We start from the raw sequence: 21,323 nt of genomic DNA, 5'->3' as shown, positions 1-21,323 counted from the left end.
TTTATTTTTTCTTTTTATTCTTCTGATTTATTTTCTTCAATGTGTTCCGCACAGTCGTTTTTACAGCGGTCGAATACAGTTCCGTATCTGTGCTTTCCAGTATGGTCCGCAGTTCGTTGAGCAGTTCGGGTTCGTGCTTGCACAGGTGGTAGGCCATTCGGACGGCTAAGGATTGCACGCCTATGCTTTCGCGGCGAGACAGCATGCAATCCAGACAGAAGTTAAGCAATTCAACCGATGGGATTTCTTCGGCGGGAGCATGGTAGAGTATGGAGAGAAGCAGGCGCTTGGAACCATCGTGTTTGCAGGTCACCAGCCTTCCGGTCAGTTCTTCCCGGAGCGGGGCGAACCAATCGGGGTATTGCCTGCAAAGTTTATCGCATACCCACAGTGCCCGCCAGGAGACCAATAGCTTCTCGTCTGTCGTCAGATGATAGAGGGCCTCAAAGCTCTCCGGCTGCCGGCGGATCTCCTCAATGATCCGGTCTATGGATAGTTCGGAGATGGGTACGTCCAATGCTTTCCGGTATTCGTCTGTTCTTTCCATGACAGTTGGTCTTACTCTTGTTTTTTAGTTTTCTTCAAATCCCGGCTCAGTCGCATTGCGCAGAAGTTCGGTCCGCACATGGTGCAATATTCTCCGTCCGTGTGTCGTCCGGCATGGAAATAAGAGAATGCGCGTTCCGGGTCGAGCGATAAGTCGAACTGGTCTTTCCAGCGGAATTCATAGCGTGCTTTGCTCAACGCATTGTCCCGTACCTGGGCTCCCGGATGCCCCTTGGCCAGGTCGGCTGCATGGGCGGCAATCTTATAGGTGATCACTCCGACGCGTACATCTTCTTTATCGGGCAATGCCAGGTGCTCCTTGGGCGTCACGTAGCAGAGCATAGCTGTTCCGAGCCAGCCTATTTGTGCCGCACCGATTGCAGAGGTGATGTGGTCGTATCCCGGTGCAATATCCGTCACTAACGGGCCGAGTGTATAGAACGGGGCATTGTGGCACTTCTCGATCTGGCGTTCCATGTTCTCGCGGATTTTGTGCATCGGCACGTGTCCGGGCCCTTCGATGAAGGCTTGTACGTTCTTTTCCCAGGCGCGCACCACCAGTTCGCCCATGGTATCAAGTTCGGCAAACTGTGCCTCGTCATTGGCATCGTGGGTGGAACCCGGTCGCAAACCGTCTCCCAATGATACCGCTACGTCATATTGTGCCAGAATATCACAGATGTCGTCAAAGTGTTCGTAAAGGAAACTCTCGCGGTCGTGCACCAGGCACCATTTACTCATGATGCTCCCGCCGCGGGATACGATTCCGCAAAGCCTCTTTTCCGCCAGGTGCACATTGTGCCGGCGGATTCCCGCATGAATGGTGAAGTAGTCCACTCCCTGCTCGCACTGTTCTATCAGTGTGTCGCGATACAGTTCCCAGGATAGGTCCTCTACTTTGCCGTTTACCTTTTCCAGTGCCTGATAGATGGGTACCGTACCCACCGGAACCGGGCAGTTGCGTATGATCCATTCCCGTGTTTCGTGTATGTTTTCTCCCGTTGAAAGATCCATCAGCGTGTCACCTCCCCATTTGCAGCTCCACATCGCTTTCTCCACCTCTTCGTCGATGCTCGACGTGGTTGCGGAGTTACCGATGTTGGTATTGATCTTTACCAGAAAGTTACGGCCGATAATCATCGGTTCGGCTTCGGGATGATTGATGTTGGCAGGCAGAACCGCCCGTCCTTCGGCTATCTCTTGGCATACAAATTCAGGAGTAATGTGAGTATCGATACCCAGTTCCTCACAGTTCATGTTTTCGCGGATAGCCACATATTCCATTTCCGGAGTGATGATACCTTGTTTGGCATATGCCATTTGGGTGATATGTTTCCCGGATTTGGCCCGGTAGGGCAGTGCGATGTGCTCAAAGCGGAGAGGGTCGAGGCTTTTGTCGTCCCGCCGCATCCGTCCGTATTCCGAACTGATCTCCGGAAGTTGCTCTACATCCCCCCTTTTCAGTATCCATTCTTCCCGCAGCCGGGGGAGACCTTTTTTCAGGTCAATCTCTATGTCCGGGTCACTGAAAGGTCCGCTTGTATCATAGATATATACGTGTGGGTTGGGAGTTATGATTTTCTTCTCTCCTTCGAAAGTGGTGCTGGGCACTTGCTCTACTCTCCGCATACCTACGCGGATTTCGGGGAAAAGTTTTCCGGACAGGTACACTTTCTCGGAGCGGGGGAATTTTATTCTTTGTTCCATAAATTCGTTATTAGAGGTGGGACTGTTTTTTTATTCGTTTAAAAATGCCGTCAGCGGTGAACTTGCTTCTGCCACCAATCCGGTAGTCTGCATGCCGAGTCCTGCTTCATAGGCCATTCGTCCTGCTTCGACTGCCTGCTTGAAGGCCTTTGCCATTTCTACCGGGTTGCCGGCTACGGCAATGGCAGTATTTACCAGACACGCCGATGCTCCCATCTCCATCGCTTCTGCCGCATGGCTCGGCGCACCGATTCCGGCATCCACTATTACCGGGATACCCGCCTGTTCGATAATGATGTGGATGAATTCTTTGGTCTGCAAACCTTTGTTGGTTCCGATCGGTGCTCCCAACGGCATCACTGTGGCCGCTCCCGCCTCTTCCAGTTGTTTGCAGAGCACCGGGTCGGCCTGGCAATAAGGCAGTACCACAAATCCGAGTTTCACGAGTCGTTCGGTTGCTTTCAGAGTCTCTACCGAGTCGGGCAGCAGATAGCGCGGATCCGGGTGTATCTCCAGCTTCAGCCAGTTGGTCCCGAAGGCTTCGCGTGCCATTTGTCCGGCAAACACCGCTTCTTCCGCATTGCGCACTCCCGAGGTATTGGGCAGCAGTTGGATGTGTGGATGCACGATATGTTTCAGCATGTCGTCTTCCGAATTCTCCATGTCGATACGTTTCATGGCCACTGTTACCATTTCGGTGCCCGAGGCCAGTATCGATTGTTCCATCAATTCGTTTGAGTTGAACTTTCCTGTTCCCAGGAAGAGGCGGGAGTTGAATTCACGTCCCGCAATAATTAGCTTTTCCATTTCTGATTTTGTTTTGAGCTCACCACAGATTACACGGATTTTCACAGATTCTTTAATTTAACTCTCAGTAAAATAAATTATTAATCTGTGAAAATCTGTGTAATCTGTGGTGAGTTCGATTCATTTCCTTATATGTTTAGAATCCTTCTTGTTTCTTCTACCGGGTCCGGCGCTTGCAGGATGGCTCCTGAGAGGGCGATGCCGTTTACGCCTGTTTTCATGATGGCAGGGATATCTTCCGTTACGATGCCTCCGATGGCGACTACCGGAATCCGGATGCCGCATTCATCCATTTGCGATAAAATAGAGGTATATCCTTCGAGCCCCAGTACGGGGCTGAGGTTCTTCTTGGTTGTAGTAAACCGGAACGGGCCGATGCCCAGATAGTCGGCACCGGCGCTGAAGTGCATTTTCACGTCTTCAAAAGTATTGGCTGTACCTCCGATGATGAATGCTTCGCCCAGGATTTTTCTGGCTTCGCTGACAGGCATGTCTTTTTTGCCCAGATGCACTCCGTCCACTTCCAGTTTTTGGGCGAGTTCCACATGATCGTCAAGAATCAGGATGGCTCCGTGTGTCTTGCAAAGAGGTTTCAGCTGCCGGGCTACTGTTTCCACCTCTTCCGGAGATGCCTCTTTCATGCGCAGTTGTATCCATTTGCATCCTCCTTCGAGGGCCATACATGCCGATTCGAAATAAGAGTATTTCCCGGTCTGGTGAGTGATAAATTGCAGGCTCAGCATGATTTATCCTCCACAGGCTGCTTTAATCACAATCAGGTTGTCATTCTCGTGCAGGCTGAATTCGTCCCATTGCGGACGTGGGATCATTTGGTTGTTCACAGCGATGGCAATGCCGTTTTCGGGAAGTTGCAATTGCGTGGCAAGCCCGGTGATGGTGCTTGCGGTAGTTTCCACTTCTTTGTTGTTCACTTGTACTTTCATATTCGTATATGTATTTATAGATAAATGAAAGTAAATACAAAGAGAGTGCATGCGGAGAGAAACGATAAGAAGAAATACACAATCCCTTCGGCAGTACTAACTGCATCAGGTTCTTAGGGTATGATCTCAGCCACCGGGTGGCACCCCTTTGTCTTTACGGGAGCAAAGTAAGTGAAAAAGGAGATAAGAAAAAAGTAAATCAGGGATTATTTCACCACGGAGTAGGCAGAGAGTGGTGCAGAGGAAACAAAAGACGCAGAGGACACCAGAGTCAAATTCGTTCTTTTCCCGAATTTGAAACTCTGTGTCCTCTGCGTCCTCTGTGGTGAATACTTCTGAATTACAGTCGTTTTTCCACTACATCCCAGTCGATGATCTCCCACAGTTTATTTACGTGGTCGGCCCGCCGGTTCTGATAGTCGAGATAATAAGCGTGTTCCCACACATCGAATCCCAGTAGCGGTTTTAGTCCGGCACGCACCGGGTTGCTTCCATTGGCTTCTTTGGTGATATGCAGTTTCCCGTTTTTGTCCACAGACAGCCAGGCCCATCCCGAACCGAACAATCCTACGGCAGCCGCATTAAATTCTTTCTTGAAGTTCTCAAAGCTTCCAAAGTCGCGTTTGATGGCTTCTCCCAACTTACCTTCCGGTTCGTTTTTCGCCGGTTTCGGTGCGAATTGCAGGAAGTAGAGTGTGTGGTTCAGCACCTGTCCGGCATTGTTGAAGATGGCTCCGTCGGGAGCCGAAGCTACGATGGCTTCTACTGTTTTTCCTTCAAATTCGGTGCCCGGAACGAGGCTATTGAGATTGTTTACATATGTTTGAAGATGTTTACCATAATGGTAATCAATGGTCTGCTGACTGATTACAGGTTCCAGCGCATTGTTTGCGTACGGAAGTTTAGGCATTTCGTAAGTCATGGTTGTAAATATTAAAGACATTAATAATGTATTCATAAATTCAAATCTTTTATTTCATTTCTATAAATATATAACGGGATATAGGGCCTAAATGTTCGGAGTTGTCCAAACTTTCCTCTATCTTTGCCAGTGAATAGAGATTTAACAGATAAATTTTATGCCCGACTATATCGAAGAACTTAATGAAAGCCAGCGTGCAGCGGTGCTCTACGGTGATGGTCCTTCACTGGTCATTGCCGGTGCCGGTTCTGGAAAGACACGCGTACTTACTTATAAGATAGCCTATCTGCTCGAGAACGGTTACAATCCCTGGAACATCCTGGCACTGACTTTTACCAACAAAGCCGCCCGTGAGATGAAAGAGCGCATTGCCCGGCAGGTGGGCGAACAGCGTGCACGGTATCTCTGGATGGGTACATTCCATTCGGTGTTCTCCCGTATTCTTCGTGCCGAGGCATCCCACATCGGGTTTACGTCACAGTTCACCATCTACGACTCGGCGGACAGCAAGAGCCTGCTCCGTTCCATCATCAAGGAGATGGGGCTTGACGAAAAGACCTATAAACCCGGCAGTGTACAGGCTCGCATTTCCAATGCCAAGAACCATTTGGTGTCTCCTTCGGGCTATGCTGCCAACAAGGAGGCTTACGAGGCAGATGCTGCGGCCAAGATGCCTGCCATACGCGACATTTACAGCCGTTACTGGGAGCGTTGCCGGCAAGCCGGAGCAATGGATTTCGATGATTTGCTGGTCTATACCTATATTCTTTTCCGCGATTTTCCCGAAGTGCTGGCGCGCTATCGTGAGCAGTTCCGTTATGTGCTTGTCGACGAGTATCAGGACACCAACTATGCGCAGCACAGCATTGTGTTGCAGCTCACTAAGGAGAATCAGCGTGTTTGTGTGGTGGGTGACGATGCGCAGAGCATCTACTCTTTCCGGGGAGCCGACATCGACAATATTTTGTATTTCACCAAGATATATCCCGACACAAAAGTCTTCAAGCTTGAGCAGAATTACCGTTCTACCCAGACCATCGTCCGTGCAGCCAACAGCCTGATCGAAAAGAACGAGCGGCAGATCCCCAAAGAGGTTTTCTCCGAGAAAGAACGGGGGGAAGCCATCGGTGTATTCCAAGCCTACAGCGATGTGGAAGAGGGCGATATCGTGACCAATAAAATCGCCCAGCTGCGTCGCGAACACGATTATGGCTATTCTGATTTTGCGATCCTTTACCGCACCAATGCCCAGAGCCGTGTCTTCGAGGAGGCCTTGCGTAAGCGGAGCATGCCTTATAAGATTTACGGCGGTCTCTCTTTCTATCAGCGTAAGGAAATAAAAGACATCATAGCTTATTTCCGTCTGGTGGTCAATCCCAACGACGAAGAGGCGTTCAAGCGGATTATCAATTATCCGGCACGCGGCATCGGTGATACTACGGTGGGGAAGATTATCAAAGCCGCCACCGACAACAATGTCAGCCTGTGGACTGTGCTGTGCGAACCCATCACTTACGGACTTACTATTAATAAAAATACACACACCAAGTTGCAAGGCTTTCGTGAACTGATCGAACAGTTCATGACCGAGGTGGCGGAGAAGAATGCCTATGAAATAGGTACGGCAATCATCCGCCGGTCCGGCATTATCAATGACGTCTGTCAGGACAATTCGCCCGAAAACCTGAGCCGCAAAGAGAACATCGAGGAACTGGTGAACGGTATGAATGATTTCTGTGCCATGCGTCAGGAAGAGGGGAACACAAATGTTTCACTGATCGACTTTCTCTCTGAAGTATCCCTGCTCACCGATCAGGATTCCGATAAGGAGGGAGATGGTGAGAAGGTGACTTTGATGACGGTGCATTCTGCCAAAGGGCTGGAGTTCCGCAATGTATTTGTGGTAGGGTTGGAAGAGAATCTCTTCCCCAGTGGCATGGCGGGCGATTCACCGCGCGCGATGGAAGAAGAACGCCGCCTGTTCTACGTCGCCATCACCCGTGCCGAGGAACACTGTTTCCTCTCGTTTGCCAAAACCCGTTTCCGTTACGGAAAGATGGAGTTCGGCAGTCCCAGTCGGTTCCTGAGGGATATCGACACCCGCTTCCTGCAACTTCCGCAGGAGGCAGCTTTAGGTCGTAGCGTTGACGAAGGAGCCGGCCGTTTCCGCCGCGAAATGGAGGAGGGATACTCCCGCCGTCCGTCTGCCGAGCGTTTTTCTGCTCGTCCGTCTGCCGACCGTCCGCAGCGTGAACGTCCGAAGGAGCAGATCATTGCTCCGACCGTCCCCCGTAACTTGAAGAGGGTGAGTGGTACCACGGTATCCCCATCGGCAGCTCCCGGAGCCGGCATTACAGGTGTACAACCCGGGCAGACCATTGAACACGAGCGTTTCGGCATAGGCCAGGTGATTCGTGTCGAAGGTTCGGGCGACAATGCCAAAGCAACGATCCATTTCCGTAATGCGGGCGATAAACAGTTGCTGCTGCGTTTTGCGAGATTTAAAGTAATAGAATAATTATTCACCACAGAGTAACACAGAGTTCACAGAGGAAGAATTTAAGATCTTTCTATAAACCTGGAAAATAAAAACTCCGTGCCCTCTGTGTCCTCTGTGGTGAACCTTGTAGTTGACTATGATAGATTTTACCCAATTTCCCTCTCCGTGCTATATCATGGAGGAAGAATTGCTGAGAAAGAACCTCAGTCTGATAAAGAGTGTGGCCGACCGGGCCGGAGTTGAAATCATCCTTGCTTTCAAGTCTTTTGCCATGTGGCGTTCATTCCCTATTTTCAGGGAATACATCGGACATTCCACGGCAAGCTCCGTCTACGAGGCGCGCCTGGCACTCGAAGAGTTCGGCAGTAAGGCACACACTTATTCTCCGGCTTATACCGAAGCCGACTTTCCGGAAATCATGCGTTGCAGCAGTCATATCACGTTCAATTCCATGGCGCAGTTCCACCGGTTCTACCCGATGACCGTGGCCGGAGGCAGTGACATTTCTTGCGGCATTCGCATCAATCCCGAATATTCCGAAGTGGAGACCGAACTCTATAATCCGTGCGCTCCCGGCACCCGTTTCGGCATCACTGCCGATCTGCTGCCCGAACAGTTGCCGCAGGGGATCGAGGGTTTTCATTGCCATTGCCATTGTGAATCATCTTCGTTCGAACTCGAGCGTACTTTGCAACATCTTGAAGAGAAGTTCTCCCCGTGGTTCTCTCAGATAAAGTGGCTCAACCTGGGAGGCGGACATCTGATGACCCGTAAAGATTATGATACCGGGCACCTGATAGGCTTGTTGCAGGGCTTAAAGAAACGTTATCCGCATTTGCGCATCATCCTTGAGCCCGGTTCGGCTTTCACCTGGCAAACCGGGGTACTGACTTCCGAGGTGGTAGATATTGTCGAGAGCCGTGGTATCCGTACCGCCATTCTTAACGTCAGCTTTACCTGTCACATGCCCGACTGTCTGGAAATGCCTTATCAACCGGCCGTTCGCGGGGCGGTGATGGGAGAGGAGGGACCGTTTGTCTATCGGCTCGGAGGTAATTCCTGCCTGAGCGGAGACTATATGGGTTCCTGGAGTTTCGATCATGAATTGCAGATCGGCGAACGTATCGTTTTTGAAGATATGATACATTATACGATGGTAAAAACAAATATGTTTAACGGGATTCACCATCCTGCCATTGCTTTGTGGACGGCGAGTGGAAATGCTGAAATCTTCAAGCAATTTTCCTATGAAGATTATCGCAATAGAATGAGTTGATAATCAAAACATTTGTCGTTTGGCAAAAACAAAATGCACATTTTCCTGAGAAAAAAGTATCCCGAATGCTTGCAGATATCAAGAAAATGCCTACCTTTGCAACCGCAATCGAGAAACAACGGTTGCAAATGCGGAAATAGCTCAGTTGGTAGAGCATAACCTTGCCAAGGTTAGGGTCGCGAGTTCGAGTCTCGTTTTCCGCTCTCTTTGAAATGTTGGAAACCTTTTGCCCAGGTGGCGGAATTGGTAGACGCGCACGTTTCAGGTGCGTGTGTCGAGAGGCATGCAGGTTCGAGTCCTGTTCTGGGCACAAAAGGTGAGAATAGTTCAAAGCTTTAATCGAGATTGGAGAGGTGGCGGAATTGGTAGACGCGCTACTTTGAGGGGGTAGTGACATTACTGTCGTGGGAGTTCGAGTCTCCTTCTCTTCACATTCTTTATTAAAGTTGTTTTGCGGAAATAGCTCAGTTGGTAGAGCATAACCTTGCCAAGGTTAGGGTCGCGAGTTCGAGTCTCGTTTTCCGCTCAACAAGAACGTCGGTTATCTGTTCCTCTCCATTTAAACAGCAGATTCCTGATTAGTCAATGCCCAGGTGGCGGAATTGGTAGACGCGCACGTTTCAGGTGCGTGTGTCGAGAGGCATGCAGGTTCGAGTCCTGTTCTGGGCACTACATTGCGGAAATAGCTCAGTTGGTAGAGCATAACCTTGCCAAGGTTAGGGTCGCGAGTTCGAGTCTCGTTTTCCGCTCAAAGAAAAAGGAAGCTGAATCATTTGATTCAGCTTCCTTTTTTTGTTTACCGTTTACCGGGGTCAGTGCCATGCTGATTCCACAAGCTTTACCACAGAGTCACACAGAGTTTTAATGTTTTTCACCACAGATTACACGGATTATCACAGATTGAGAAATAGATAAATCTGTGTTAATCTGTGTAATCTGTGGTGAGCTGTGGTGAATTTAAAAGCTTTCCTCTTTCACCTCAAAGCACGGGCATGCCTTGATCCACTCTTCGGGTTCTATCTCCCCGTTTCCGTTCAGGTCCGGACTCAGATCCCTGTGTCCGCATACCCTGCTTCCGGGATACTCCTTCAGCAATACTCTCACCAGTACCCGCATTGAATGTTTTTGCCATTCTGTCCGGGTGTCTTTGGGTCGTCCGTTGCAGTCCAGCCCTCCTTCGTAGCAGATGCCTATGGAGTGTGCGTTGAATCCCTTGGCATGTGCCCCGGCCCGTTCCACCGGTCGGGTAGTGATGATCTTCCCGTCCTTGCGTATGTAGAAGTGATAGCCCGCTCCTTCGAATCCCCGTCTTCGGTGACACTCCTCCAGGTCATGCTCCGTGAAGCAGCGGTCTTCTCTGGTTGCGGAGCAGTGAATAACAATCAGATTGATTTCTCTCATAGTTCCGGTTCTATTTTTCGGTGTTCCCCCCGCGGAGAAACATCAGGAATGCCAGTAGGCATTCCAGTATTTTTTGTATTTTCTTCATTGTTTTTGCTGTATTAAGTTTCGTTGTTTCACCACAGATTTCACAGATTATCACAGATAAAGATTTATTTTCTCTGTAATCGAATTTAAAATTTAAATCTGTGTAAATCTGAGTAATCTGTGGTGCGGATTTATGCCGTCGGGTCGTCCACAATGCCCCCGTCTCCGCTTCCTCCGCCTTCCGGAGCGCCTGCCGAAGCCATGGCAAACGTCACGTTGTTCGGGCTTCGGGTCATGCTCCGGCTGGCGTTCACCAGCTTCATTGCCTTATCGGGTATGAACCGCACGTTCACCCGCTTGATATTCTTCACCGTGCACTCCTTCTCGGTTTCGCCCGGCAGGCAGGTCAGCGTCATGTGGAAGGTTCCCAGTCCTTCTATTTTCACTTTGTTTCCTTGCGTCAGCACCTTTCGCAGCTGTTCCACCAGCGCCTCTATGGTGTGTTTCACATCGCCCGTTGTCAGGGCGCAATTGGTCTGGATATCTTCCGCCAGTGCGTCGATATCCATAATTTTGGCTGTTCCCGCTTTCTGGCGGATGTAATACAACACGGGAGAGTTCTCCTGATTGACATACTTCTTGCGCTGATAGCGCTCCACTGATACTTCCATACAATAAAAAGTTAAGGTTTAGGTTAATAAATTTCTTGTCTCAATCACTACGTAAAGATACGAAATCAAACAGGCAAAGTCAAGTAAAATGATGAAAATAACGATGTGTAGGTTAAGAAAACGGAGCCTCTATCTGGCATTCTTTTTTATCCATTCCATGGGCGGAACGTAGTCGCCTATTTTGGTCATGCTCTTGTTGTGTCCGAAGTATACGTTTCCCGTTTCCCCGTTGCGGTGTTTGGCGATGATGGCTACTCCCAGTCCCTCCGTCGGATATCCGCTTTGTTTGTCTGTTGCCAGATGTGCCAGTGCCGGACGATAGAGGAGGAGCACCAGGTCCGAGTCCTGTTCGATGGCTCCACTCTCACGCAGGTCGGCTAATTCCAGACGTCCGTACGCCCTGTTTTCGGAGCCACGGTTGAGTTGGCTTAGCAAGATGACCGGGATGTGCAGCTCTTTGGCCAGCAATTTTGCTTTACGGCTCGCCTGCGCCACCTCTTGTTCCCGGTTCCGGTTGGTTTGTTCGGTGCGCATGTCACACAGTTGCAGGTAGTCTATGATGATAAAGTCACACTTCCCTTTGCTTTGCAGCAACCGGGCGCTCGAGCGTACACGGTCTATGCTCATATCCGGGTTATCGTCTACGCAGATGGGGAGCCTTGCCAGTTCTCCGGCCGTTTGCCGGGCCTGTAGCCATGTTTCCTGTGATAGCTTTCCGCTTCGCCAGAGGTATGGGTCCATTTCTCCTGCCGACAGGAGCCAGCGGTCGCCCAACCGCTCGGCTTGCATCTCGAGGCTGTACACCACCGTGTGGTGTCCGGCCGCTGCCGCAGCTTTTGCCAGATGGAGTGCAAAGGCGGTTTTTCCCACTGCCGGACGGGCGGCGATGGTGATCAGATCGCTGTTTTGCCATCCTCCTGTCATCTTGTCCAGTTCGGCCAGTCCGGTGGGGATTCCGGTCACTCCGTCCTTGTTTTTCTGCATGCGTCCTTCCGCTTCGGTCAGGGTTGCCTGCATCAGCGTGTCCATATCGCGCAACTGCCTGTTGTGCCCGCATGCCCCTTCCAGCCTGTCCAGCAGGTTGTGTCCATCCACCAACGTGTCTGTCAGGTCGATGGTTTCGTCGCCGGAGAGTGTCAGCAGTTTGCTGAATCCCACGATCATTTCCCTTCGGATGTACTTTTGGTGAACGATGCGTGCGTGATATTCCAGGTGTGCCGAACTTGCCACCCGGCTGCTCAGTTGGGTGATGTAGAACGGCCCTCCGGCATCGTCCAGCTTTCCACGTTTGCGAAGCTCCTCGGTGGCGGTGAGGATGTCGATGTTCGTACCGGCGTGGAACATCGCCTGCAATGCGGCGTAAATCAGTTGATGACGGGTGACATAGAACATTTCCGGTTTCAGCAGTTCGTCAATCAGTGCCATGCCTTCTTTTTCAATCAGGCAGGCTCCGAGGATGGTTTCCTCGAGTTCGGGTGCTTGGGGTTGTAACATAATGTTTGGATGGTATATGGTTTGGGGTATAGTTCACCACAGATTACACGGATTTTCACAGATTTTTAATTTTAAATATCAACAGAATAACTTTGTAATCTGTGTTAATCCGTGTAATCCGTGGTGACTTCTAAAATTCGTATTCGTTCAGAAACGCCTTATCTTCCAGATATGTGGCTGCCTGTTTACAGAAGCGTATGTCCTTTTGGTGGGTGTAATACTCCTCGATGTTTTCCAGTGCCAGTTTCTTTTCCGTTACCGTCAGTTTTTTCCATTCTTTCCGGGCACGGGCTATGTTTATCTTATCTTTTTGGGTGATCCGGTGATAAAGATCCCAGAAGTCGGCAAAGCCTTCCGTCGCATGGCTGTCCCGGGTGGTGGCGGCTTTTTTATGTCCGGTCCAGAGGTCATAGTCTGTTACCCGGAGCAGGGTGATTCCGGCGGGATTCTCTACCGCCTCCATGATTCCGGATTTGAACAACGTTTCGAAGAAGTGGCGGGTGCGGTATCGGCTCCATCCCAGTGTCTTTTCCCACTGTTTGTAGGTATATACGGTTTCACCCCGCCGGCAAACGATCCGGTTGCCTTGTACACAAACCTCCGTATCGGAGTAGTTGACCCGCGTCAATACCTGTATCCATGCTTCCAGGTAGCCCTCGGTTTGCGATCCGGTTTTGAAGAAATCTTCGATCATGGATTTGGGAATCAGGATATATCCTTTTTTCAGAATTGTCTCGGTCGGTGCGTTCATGGAATTTCGTTTTAAAGGTTATTGAATGTGCCGTCCTTTCCCGAACGGTATGACAAAGCTACGCATAGAAGGGCAAGGATGCAAAAGATTGGTGCAGATTGGTGCAGATTGGTGCAAAAGTGTACGGTGATCCCCATTGCCGTCCTACGCACACTCTGCCGGGGTGAAACCGAGCCTTGTTTTCACCCTTTCAGACCCTCTGTTGCCGTCATTCAGAGCCTCCAAATCACCAACACGGACACCAACATGCTTTCGGGCTTGTAGTCCGTTGTCCGTCAGTTATTTACGGAGGCTGTTCCGGAAGCCGCCAACAGGCAGACCTGCACATAAATAAATAATAAGCAAAAAGATATATTAACATATATCAGTCGAATTTGCGATCGGCGAACAGTTTTTGGACCCGATCCTCCGGATGTTCGCGTAGCCATTGGTACACCGTGTCGGGCATTCCCCAATGCTGTATCACGATACAGATTTGCCGGGGTGTCAGCAGTGTATTGGAGCGTTTGTATCCTGCTTCCAGTAGTTCGGCATGCAAGTCCGGATATCGTTCTATCTGCTCACGCATCTGTCTGCCCGCCGAGCGGGGATAAATACAAGTTGTAAAATACGCCATCGCCACGTCCGACAGCAGGCAGCTTCCACTCAGCAGCCAGTCAAAATTTAACTCTTTCATTCTTGTTGTTTTTGTTTACGTGGCAAAGTAGCATATTCTCTGCTTATCGAGAAAGACTTTTTTACTATGTAACGGAACTGAATGCTTGCATGGGTTTTGTTCTGTTCTTTCACCACAGAGGGCACAGAGGACACAGAGATTAATTGGCTGCGCTCTATTTGTTTTCAGACGAAAGAACAGATGAACCAATAAAGAATTATCTGTTCTTTTGTTCTTCTGTCTAAAAAACTCTGTGTCCTCTGTGTCCTCTGTGGTGAAATCGTTTTTATCCCGGTTTTGAGCAAAAACCCTCCTCAGTTGTTATTTACAGAAATAAAGATCATCCATACATAAAACCAACACCATGGAAAAGAATATTTTCAAACTGGACAACGAACAACTCAAAGGAATTGCCTATGCATTCCGGGAGAAAGTGGAAGAAGGATTAAGTAAAAAAAATGCAGAGATACAATGCATTCCCACCTTTATTCTGCCCAAGGCGGCCGATGTCAAAGGGAAGGCCTTAGTCCTCGATCTGGGAGGTACCAACTACCGGGTGGCGATTGTCGATTTCACGCAAGAAAAGCCGGTCATCTACCCGAACAATGGCTGGAAGAAAGACATGTCCGTCATGAAGTCGCCCGGCTATACGCGCGAAGAACTGTTCAAAGAATTGGCCGATCTGATTGTGGAGATAAAACGGGAAGAGGAAATGCCTATTGGCTATTGTTTTTCTTATCCCGCCGAATCAGTGCCCGGAGGAGATGCAAAGCTGCTTCGTTGGACCAAAGGAGTGGATATCCGGAAAATGGTCGGGCAGTTTGTGGGGAAACCTTTACTCGACTATCTGAATGAAAAGAATAAAATAAAGTTTACAGGCATCAAAGTTCTGAATGACACGATCGCCAGTTTGTTTGCCGGGCTTACCGACAAGAGTTACGACGCCTATATCGGCCTGATTGTCGGGACCGGTACGAATATGGCCACTTTTATTCCCGCTGACAAGATAAAGAAACTGGATCCGGCATACAGCGTAGAGGGTTTGATTCCTGTCAATCTGGAGTCGGGCAACTTTCATCCGCCATTCTTGACAGCGGTGGATGATACGGTGGATGCAATGTCCGACAGCATGGGCAAACAGCGTTTTGAGAAAGCGGTGTCCGGCATGTATTTAGGGGATATCTTGAAAGCGGCCTTTCCGTTGGATGAATTTGAAGAAAAGTTCGATGCCCGGAAGCTGACTGCCATCATGAACTATCCGGATATCCACAAAGATATCTATGTGCAGGTGGCCCGTTGGATCTATAGCAGATCGGCCCAACTGGTTGCCGCGTCCCTTGCCGGACTGATCGCATTGCTGAAATCATACAACAAAGATATTCATCGGATTTGTCTGATAGCCGAAGGAAGCCTCTTCTGGAGTGAGAGCCGGAAAGATAAAAGTTACAACATTCTTGTGATGGAGAAATTGCAGGAACTTCTTCGCGAACTCCAACTGGAAGATGTGGAAGTTCATATCAATAACATGAGCAATGCCAACCTGATAGGAACCGGTATTGCAGCACTGACTTGATTGTATTTGGGGCTCACCACAGATTACACAGATTAACACAGATATTTTAATTTTAACTCTCAGTGAAATAAATTATTAATCTGTGAGAATCCGTGTAATCTGTGGTGAACTCAAAACCATTCTTTTAAGACACAACACGTAAAATACAAAAGAAAATGTTATCTTTGTATTTATAAGTTTGTCTGTTATTTATCCGGAATAAAAGAATATGAGCAATAAAATCTATCCTATCGGGATACAGAATTTTGAGAAAATCCGTAAAGAGGGCTTTTTCTATATTGATAAAACAGCATTGGTTTATCAAATGGTAAAGACCGGGAGTTATTATTTTCTGAGCCGTCCCCGTCGCTTTGGAAAAAGTTTGCTTGTTTCTACCCTCGAAGCCTATTTTCAGGGAAAAAAGGAGCTCTTTGAAGGGCTGGCGATGGAAAAGCTCGAGAAAGAATGGATAAAACACCCGATATTGCATCTGGATTTGAATATAGAGAAATATGACTCACTGCAAAGCCTTGAGGATATATTGGAGAAAGCCATTGTGGCATGGGAGAAACTCTATGGAGCTGAACCTTCGGAGCGCTCTTTGTCTCTGCGCTTTGCCGGTGTCATAGAGCGTGCTTGCAAGCAGGCGGGGCATCGTGTAGTCATTCTGGTCGACGAGTATGATAAGCCTATGCTGCAATCCATCGGGGATGAAGAATTGCAAAAGGAGTTTCGCAAGACGTTGCAAGCCTTTTATGGAGCCATCAAAACAATGGATGGATACATCCGGTTTGCTTTTCTGACCGGTGTCACCAAGTTTGGTAAAGTGAGTGTGTTCAGTGCTTTGAACAATCTGATTGATTTGTCGATGGACGAACGTTACGTGGCATTGTGCGGCATCACTGAAGAGGAAATACGGACCAATCTGGAGCAAGAGTTGTACGAACTTGCCGACAGGCAGAGGATGGGTTATGAAGAGGTGTGCCGTGAATTGAAGGAATGCTATGACGGGTATCATTTTGTGGAAGATTCGATCGGCATTTACAATCCTTTCAGCCTGCTGAATACGTTCTATAAAATGAAATTTGGAAATTATTGGTTTGAAACGGGTACTCCTACCTATTTGGTAGAACTGTTGCAGATGCATCACTATGATCTTCATAAAATGGCGCATGTGGAAACCGATGCGGATGTATTGAACAGCATCGACTCTTCCTCTACCAATCCTATTCCTGTGATTTATCAAAGCGGTTACCTTACCATTAAGGGGTATGACCGTGAATTTGGAATTTACCGTTTGGGATTCCCGAACCGTGAAGTGGAGGAGGGGTTCATGAAATTCCTGCTTCCCTACTATGCGAATACCGATAAGGTAGAAGCTCCGTTTGAAGTTCAGAAGTTTGTCCGTGAGATTCGCGCCGGAGACTATGACTCTTTCTTCCGCCGTTTGCAAAGTTTCTTTGCGGATACCACTTACGAGATAATTCGCGAGCAGGAACTTCATTACCAGAATGTGCTTTTCGTTGTCTTCAAGTTAATGGGGTTCTATACCAATGTGGAATATCGCACAAGTGAAGGGCGCATCGATCTCGTTTTGCAAACAGATAAATTTATTTATGTGATGGAATTCAAACTGGATGGTACCGCTGAAGAAGCTCTCCGCCAGATCAACGAGAAACATTATGCGCAACCTTTTGCGGCAGACAGCCGTAAACTTTTTAAGATTGGTGTAAACTTCAGTGCCAAAACCCGCAACATTGAAAAGTGGATTGTTGAATTTTAAGACACAATACGTAAAATACAAAAGAAAATGTTATCTTTGTATTCATGGGTATAAGGATAATAAAGAAGGGACAATTGTGGCATCCCTTACATTCTTGTAACCACGTGTGAGAATCTAAAAAATAATTGTGTACATTTGCAAAAGACTAACTTCAATGCCCCATGGATACACCGATCAATGCCCCGCTTAGAAAACTCCCGATAGGGATACAGAGTTTTGAGAAACTGCGCTCCGAAAATTTCCTTTATGTAGATAAGACCGCATTGATTTACCGACTGGCTCAAGCGGGTAATCCCTGTTTCCTGAGCCGTCCCCGCCGCTTTGGCAAGAGCCTGTTGCTTTCTTCTTTCGAGGCGTACTTTCAAGGTAAGAAGGAACTCTTCCGCGGATTGGCTATCGAGAAATTGGAAAAAGAGTGGCTGCAATATCCCGTGCTGCATCTTGATCTCAATGCGGAGAAGTATGACAGTCGTGAGAGGCTGGTCGATATACTTGAGCGGCAGTTGCGGCAGTGGGAAGAGTTATACCGGACGGGAGGGGAAGGCATTACGCACTCCGGACGTTTCATGACCGTCATCCGGCGCGCCTGCGAACAGACGGGGCGCCGCGTGGTGGTGCTTATCGACGAATATGACAAACCCTTGCTGCGTTCGTTCGACAATCAGGAGTTGCAACACGATTTCAGGGAGACGCTGACCGCTTTCTATACCGTGCTTAAAAGTGCTGACCCCTGGTTGCAGTTCGTCTTCATCACCGGAGTGACCAAATTCGCGCAAATGGGCATTTTCAGTAATCTGAACCAACTGAACGATATCAGTTTCGACCTCGACTATAACACCCTCTGCGGCATGACCCGTGCGGAGATAGAAGCTACCTTCCCTCCCGAATTGGAAGCCCTGGCAGTGAAAAGTAATGCGACCTGCCGGCAGGTGATGGACCGGCTGACTCGCCAATATGACGGATACCGGTTCACCAAAGACGAGGAATTCACCTCCATGTACAATCCCTTCAGCGTGTTGAGTGCCTTGCAGAAGCGTTCGTATGGCAATTACTGGTTTGCGAGCGGCACGCCCACCTTCCTGGTGGAGATGCTGCAGAAGACCGATTTCGACCTGAGGGAGATGGAGGGCATTGAGGTGAATGAGGCTTCGCTGAGCGACGACCGCGCGGATATAAACAATCCGATACCCATGATTTATCAGAGCGGATATCTGACGATTAAGGACTACGACGAGCGCTTCCGGATGTACACGCTGGGGTTCCCCAACGAGGAGGTGAAATATGGTTTCCTCAACTTCGTCAGTCCCTTCTACACTCCTATAGCCCAGACAGACACCTCGTTCTATATTGGCAAGTTCATCCGCGAGTTGGAGAGCGGCGATGTAGACGCTTTCCTCACGCGCCTGCGCTGCTTCTTTGCCGGTATCCCCTACGACCTGAACGACCGCACGGAGCGGCATTATCAGACGGTGTTCTACCTCGTCTTCCAGCTTATGGGGCAGTTTACGGAGACGGAGGTCCGGAGTGCCCGGGGGCGTGCCGATGCGGTGGTGAAGACACCGGACTACATCTACGTGTTTGAGTTCAAGCTGAACGACAGCGCCGAGGCTGCCTTGAGGCAGATTGATGAAAAGGGATATCTGCTGCCCTATCAGGCGGACGGGCGGAAAGTAGTGAAGGTGGGTGTAGCCTTCGAGAAGGAAGAACGGAATATTGGGGAGTGGGTGATAGGAGGATGATGCTTCTTTACCGGAAATGATTGGTTTGGACCTTTTTATGATCCTGATGCCGGGCTTTATGGAGATCTTTACGTTGTGGATGAAGTGATTCGTGAACTGCAAGATAAGCAGGGATAAACTATAGGAGGGTGGGTATATTGATGTTTTTTTCTATATGAATATTTTTTCTTTTGAAAATTCTTTGTATATTTATATCGAATACTAATGGACTAAACAATAATGATATGCTGAAATTATAAAATAAAATCGTATTATTTATGGAGGCAAAGCAAATAAAAATACAAAAACAGAATAATAGTTCATGCGTGAAAAGAACTTCGCATACTATGAATATGGTGGATAATCGTATAAATCCACAGGTTCAGTTAATAGCGTCTATGCAAAGTGTTCAACGAAAAGGTAATAATCCTATATTACAGTTTGTTAAATTATCATGTAAGGCAGAAGTTAGATCCAATAAATATAGAGCAAATGCAGAAACAACTAATGTAGATACTGCTACACATTGGGCAGAACGAAGAATTAAAAATAGTCCGTTTAGTACTAATTTTGAAAATGTAACTAATCAGTACACAAATCAGAAATTTAGAACTCCATATTCTTGTGCTGAGCCTAAAGCATTGGCTAAAGCTATAAGTCGTATGGGGCCTGCCATTAGGTTTATCAATCAAGCGACCATATATCCAGCGATAGTTAAAGGAAAAGATCCTTGGGATAGTCCTAAAATAAAAGTAGGAGATGCATTTACTCGATGCTTAAATTGTCGACAATGGGCCGGAAAGGGGAAAGATAAAGTAGATATTGATGTCCTTCCTAAAAAATAAACTCTTTTCATACGTCGTGTGTAGAAGTAACAATGCTCAAATAGGCGGGTCGTTTTTTTATATACTCCCCAACAACACATTACTCTTTTAAAGAGCAGAGGCTACTTCCCCTTCATCCACCCCTTTCTCTCTTAAAATATCCCAGTACCGTGCAAGGCGACAGCTTGTGGCGGTCGCGATAGCGTGACTCAAACTCGTAGCGGGTGCAGAGCCAGCGGCAGAAGCAGCGGTAAGTGATGCGGAGGTTCAGGCGTCGTTGCAGGTCTTCATAAAATAGGGCGATCCGGCTGAAAAAGCTGCCTACCTGTTTTCGGGTGATTTTTCGTTTCCGGGGGGCTTGTGGTGAGGCGGCTTGTTCCTCCCTAACTATCAGGTAGCGCAGCACACGGATGTCTTTTTCTATCGATTCTTCTTTTTCACGCAGTCGCTGTTGTTTCTCTTCCTTCTTTCTTAATGACTCTTTCAGGTCCTGGATGCTCTTTTTCATTTTACTTTGAGGTTTGTATGGGATGGCGGATGCCAATGTTTGTTAAAACGACGTTAGGATCGGCAAAGATATACAAAAAGAGTATAGCATATCGTCCCGGGGATTGTTCTGCAAAGTCTCTTTAGATGTTTTTTGTAAAGATATAGATTCTGTTATCCGGCTATTTACACAATTTATATCTAAAGGAGACTTGTAAATTAAAAACAATGGATAAGATGAATGAAACATTAACAGTATTTATGATTTCGGAGATCGAAAGGCTCAAAGAAGAGGGGCGTGAACCGGCCCGGCGTATCTACCATAATATGCTGCGTACGCTTAGGGAGAGTGCAGGAAAAGAGGAGATCGGATTCGAAGAGGTGAGTCCGGTGTTTCTGGACAAGTATGAACATTGGCTGCTGGGAAAACGGTTGAGCTGGAACACGGTATCAACTTACATGCGTGCCTTGCGTGCGGGCTACAACAGAGGGATGAAAGGCCGCCCGGGATATGTGACCGGGCTTTTCGATAAGGTATACACCGGTACGCGCTCCGACGTGAAACGTGCTGTCAGTCCGGGGACAGTGGGGCGGATGATCCGGATGGCAGGACATCCGGATGGAGACGCTTTAGGGAAAGCCGTCGACTGGTTTGTGCTGATGTTTATGCTCCGGGGGATTCCGTTTGTCGATCTGGCTCACTTGCGCAGGAATAATCTCGATAAAGGAGTGCTGACCTACTGCCGCCACAAGACGGGGCAGGAGGTGACCATCACCGTACCGCATGAGGCGATGGAAATTATCAACAGGAGGATGGCTGAGAACTGCCATCCGAGCTATCTGCTGCCTATCCTGGGGCAACCCCGTACCCGAAAGCGGCATACAAAGAAAAATCCCACTCCTTATCAGGAATATCAATGTGCCCTGCGTAACCTGAACCGGCAGTTGGAACGGGTTTCGGTGGAGTTGAAACTGGGAGGCAGGCTCAGTTCATATACCGCCCGCCATACGTGGGCCACGGTCGCTTTTCATCAGGAGACTCCCGTAGGAGTTATCAGCCGTGCGTTGGGACACTCCTCGGTGAAGGTGACCGAAACTTACCTGAAGCCTTTCGGGGATAGGGAAGTAGATCGGACAAACAGGAAGATAATCCGGTATGTGCTGAATGCGGTTTGAAAAACGAAAAATAGAGTGTATTATGCTTGTAATCAGAGAAGTGTATAGACCGTTACTTTGTAGGTAACGGCAATGAATTATTG

At 48.4% G+C, this 21,323-nt stretch carries 19 protein-coding genes, 6 tRNA genes and 1 riboswitch; of the genes, 13 read left to right on the top strand and 12 right to left on the bottom strand.

All coding sequences use genetic code 11. The annotated features are described in order from the left end of the window. Position 1: 1 nt before the first annotated feature. The 6 genes from R3O62_RS16460 to R3O62_RS16435 form a co-directional block, all read right to left on the bottom strand. Positions 2-547: a hypothetical protein gene (locus R3O62_RS16460; protein WP_250746314.1), complete on the bottom strand. Its 546-nt coding sequence runs from the start codon at positions 545-547 to the stop codon at positions 2-4. Between the two features lie 11 nt (positions 548-558). Next, positions 559-2,253, bottom strand: a complete 1,695-nt coding sequence (gene thiC / locus R3O62_RS16455) for a phosphomethylpyrimidine synthase ThiC (RefSeq protein ID WP_005806421.1) — start codon at positions 2,251-2,253, stop codon at positions 559-561. Between the two features lie 30 nt (positions 2,254-2,283). After that, entirely contained in the window at positions 2,284-3,060 is a 777-nt protein-coding gene (locus R3O62_RS16450; protein ID WP_005806419.1) for a thiazole synthase, read from the bottom strand. Positions 3,061-3,188: 128 nt separating this feature from the next. Continuing rightward, complete coding sequence (locus tag R3O62_RS16445) at positions 3,189-3,803, bottom strand: thiamine phosphate synthase (RefSeq protein WP_022012389.1); 615 nt, start codon at positions 3,801-3,803, stop codon at positions 3,189-3,191. 3 nt (positions 3,804-3,806) lie between these two features. Continuing rightward, on the bottom strand, positions 3,807-4,004 hold the full coding sequence (thiS, locus tag R3O62_RS16440; RefSeq protein ID WP_032530986.1) for a sulfur carrier protein ThiS: 198 nt from the start codon (positions 4,002-4,004) through the stop codon (positions 3,807-3,809). Between the two features lie 65 nt (positions 4,005-4,069). Continuing rightward, a riboswitch (TPP riboswitch) is annotated at positions 4,070-4,162 on the bottom strand. 182 nt (positions 4,163-4,344) lie between these two features. Next, on the bottom strand, positions 4,345-4,962 hold the full coding sequence (locus R3O62_RS16435; RefSeq protein WP_005778049.1) for a superoxide dismutase: 618 nt from the start codon (positions 4,960-4,962) through the stop codon (positions 4,345-4,347). Positions 4,963-5,083: 121 nt separating this feature from the next. Between R3O62_RS16435 and R3O62_RS16430 the strand changes: the two genes are divergently transcribed. The 8 genes from R3O62_RS16430 (at position 5,084) to R3O62_RS16395 (ending at position 9,451) form a co-directional block, all read left to right on the top strand. Continuing rightward, positions 5,084-7,444 carry an ATP-dependent helicase gene (locus tag R3O62_RS16430; RefSeq protein WP_032536723.1) on the top strand — a complete coding sequence of 787 codons (2,361 nt, stop codon included), beginning with the start codon at positions 5,084-5,086 and terminating at the stop codon, positions 7,442-7,444. Between the two features lie 118 nt (positions 7,445-7,562). Beyond that, a complete protein-coding gene (nspC, locus tag R3O62_RS16425; RefSeq protein WP_032537980.1) occupies positions 7,563-8,702 on the top strand; it encodes a carboxynorspermidine decarboxylase in 1,140 nt (379 codons plus the stop codon). A 130-nt stretch (positions 8,703-8,832) separates the two neighbouring features. Continuing rightward, a tRNA-Gly gene (locus R3O62_RS16420) sits at positions 8,833-8,905 on the top strand. A 25-nt stretch (positions 8,906-8,930) separates the two neighbouring features. After that, positions 8,931-9,012 (top strand) — tRNA-Leu (locus tag R3O62_RS16415). Positions 9,013-9,049: 37 nt separating this feature from the next. Next, positions 9,050-9,133 (top strand) — tRNA-Leu (locus R3O62_RS16410). Between the two features lie 22 nt (positions 9,134-9,155). Next, positions 9,156-9,228: transfer RNA gene (locus R3O62_RS16405), tRNA-Gly, on the top strand. A gap of 61 nt (positions 9,229-9,289) precedes the next feature. After that, a tRNA-Leu gene (locus R3O62_RS16400) sits at positions 9,290-9,371 on the top strand. Positions 9,372-9,378: 7 nt separating this feature from the next. Beyond that, a tRNA-Gly gene (locus R3O62_RS16395) sits at positions 9,379-9,451 on the top strand. 208 nt (positions 9,452-9,659) lie between these two features. Here the strand turns inward: R3O62_RS16395 and R3O62_RS16390 are convergent. The 5 genes from R3O62_RS16390 to R3O62_RS16370 all read right to left on the bottom strand — a co-directional run bounded on the left by R3O62_RS16390 (position 9,660) and on the right by R3O62_RS16370 (position 13,722). Then, positions 9,660-10,103, bottom strand: a complete 444-nt coding sequence (locus R3O62_RS16390) for an N-acetylmuramoyl-L-alanine amidase (RefSeq protein ID WP_032539239.1) — start codon at positions 10,101-10,103, stop codon at positions 9,660-9,662. A 218-nt stretch (positions 10,104-10,321) separates the two neighbouring features. After that, positions 10,322-10,801: an HU family DNA-binding protein gene (locus R3O62_RS16385; RefSeq protein ID WP_005806406.1), complete on the bottom strand. Its 480-nt coding sequence runs from the start codon at positions 10,799-10,801 to the stop codon at positions 10,322-10,324. 129 nt (positions 10,802-10,930) lie between these two features. Continuing rightward, entirely contained in the window at positions 10,931-12,295 is a 1,365-nt protein-coding gene (gene dnaB, locus R3O62_RS16380; RefSeq protein WP_032537109.1) for a replicative DNA helicase, read from the bottom strand. Between the two features lie 130 nt (positions 12,296-12,425). Further along, entirely contained in the window at positions 12,426-13,046 is a 621-nt protein-coding gene (locus R3O62_RS16375; RefSeq protein WP_317467402.1) for a hypothetical protein, read from the bottom strand. Between the two features lie 364 nt (positions 13,047-13,410). Continuing rightward, a complete protein-coding gene (locus tag R3O62_RS16370) occupies positions 13,411-13,722 on the bottom strand; it encodes a DUF4248 domain-containing protein (protein ID WP_186992652.1) in 312 nt (103 codons plus the stop codon). 343 nt (positions 13,723-14,065) lie between these two features. Between R3O62_RS16370 and R3O62_RS16365 the strand changes: the two genes are divergently transcribed. The 4 genes from R3O62_RS16365 to R3O62_RS16350 all read left to right on the top strand — a co-directional run bounded on the left by R3O62_RS16365 (position 14,066) and on the right by R3O62_RS16350 (position 19,599). Continuing rightward, on the top strand, positions 14,066-15,274 hold the full coding sequence (locus tag R3O62_RS16365) for a hexokinase family protein (RefSeq protein ID WP_005778023.1): 1,209 nt from the start codon (positions 14,066-14,068) through the stop codon (positions 15,272-15,274). Between the two features lie 208 nt (positions 15,275-15,482). Then, positions 15,483-17,036 carry an ATP-binding protein gene (locus tag R3O62_RS16360; RefSeq protein ID WP_195316709.1) on the top strand — a complete coding sequence of 518 codons (1,554 nt, stop codon included), beginning with the start codon at positions 15,483-15,485 and terminating at the stop codon, positions 17,034-17,036. Positions 17,037-17,197: 161 nt separating this feature from the next. Continuing rightward, positions 17,198-18,775: an ATP-binding protein gene (locus R3O62_RS16355; RefSeq protein ID WP_032539244.1), complete on the top strand. Its 1,578-nt coding sequence runs from the start codon at positions 17,198-17,200 to the stop codon at positions 18,773-18,775. Between the two features lie 257 nt (positions 18,776-19,032). Continuing rightward, positions 19,033-19,599, top strand: coding sequence for a hypothetical protein (locus R3O62_RS16350; RefSeq protein ID WP_032539245.1), 567 nt, complete (start codon positions 19,033-19,035; stop codon positions 19,597-19,599). A 112-nt stretch (positions 19,600-19,711) separates the two neighbouring features. On the opposite strand, the gene R3O62_RS16345 is transcribed toward R3O62_RS16350, so the two are convergent. Next, the gene (locus tag R3O62_RS16345) at positions 19,712-20,086 is read right to left on the bottom strand and encodes a hypothetical protein (RefSeq protein WP_005806391.1); all 375 of its coding nucleotides are present in this window, start codon (positions 20,084-20,086) and stop codon (positions 19,712-19,714) included. 206 nt (positions 20,087-20,292) lie between these two features. Between R3O62_RS16345 and R3O62_RS16340 the strand changes: the two genes are divergently transcribed. Continuing rightward, positions 20,293-21,240, top strand: coding sequence for a Tsr25 family tyrosine-type DNA invertase (locus R3O62_RS16340; protein ID WP_317472763.1), 948 nt, complete (start codon positions 20,293-20,295; stop codon positions 21,238-21,240). The last annotated feature ends 83 nt before the right edge of the window (positions 21,241-21,323 follow it).

The organism is Bacteroides hominis (assembly GCF_033042785.2).
Lineage (GTDB): Bacteria > Bacteroidota > Bacteroidia > Bacteroidales > Bacteroidaceae > Bacteroides > Bacteroides hominis.
This window is presented reverse-complemented; position numbering and strand designations above follow the sequence as displayed.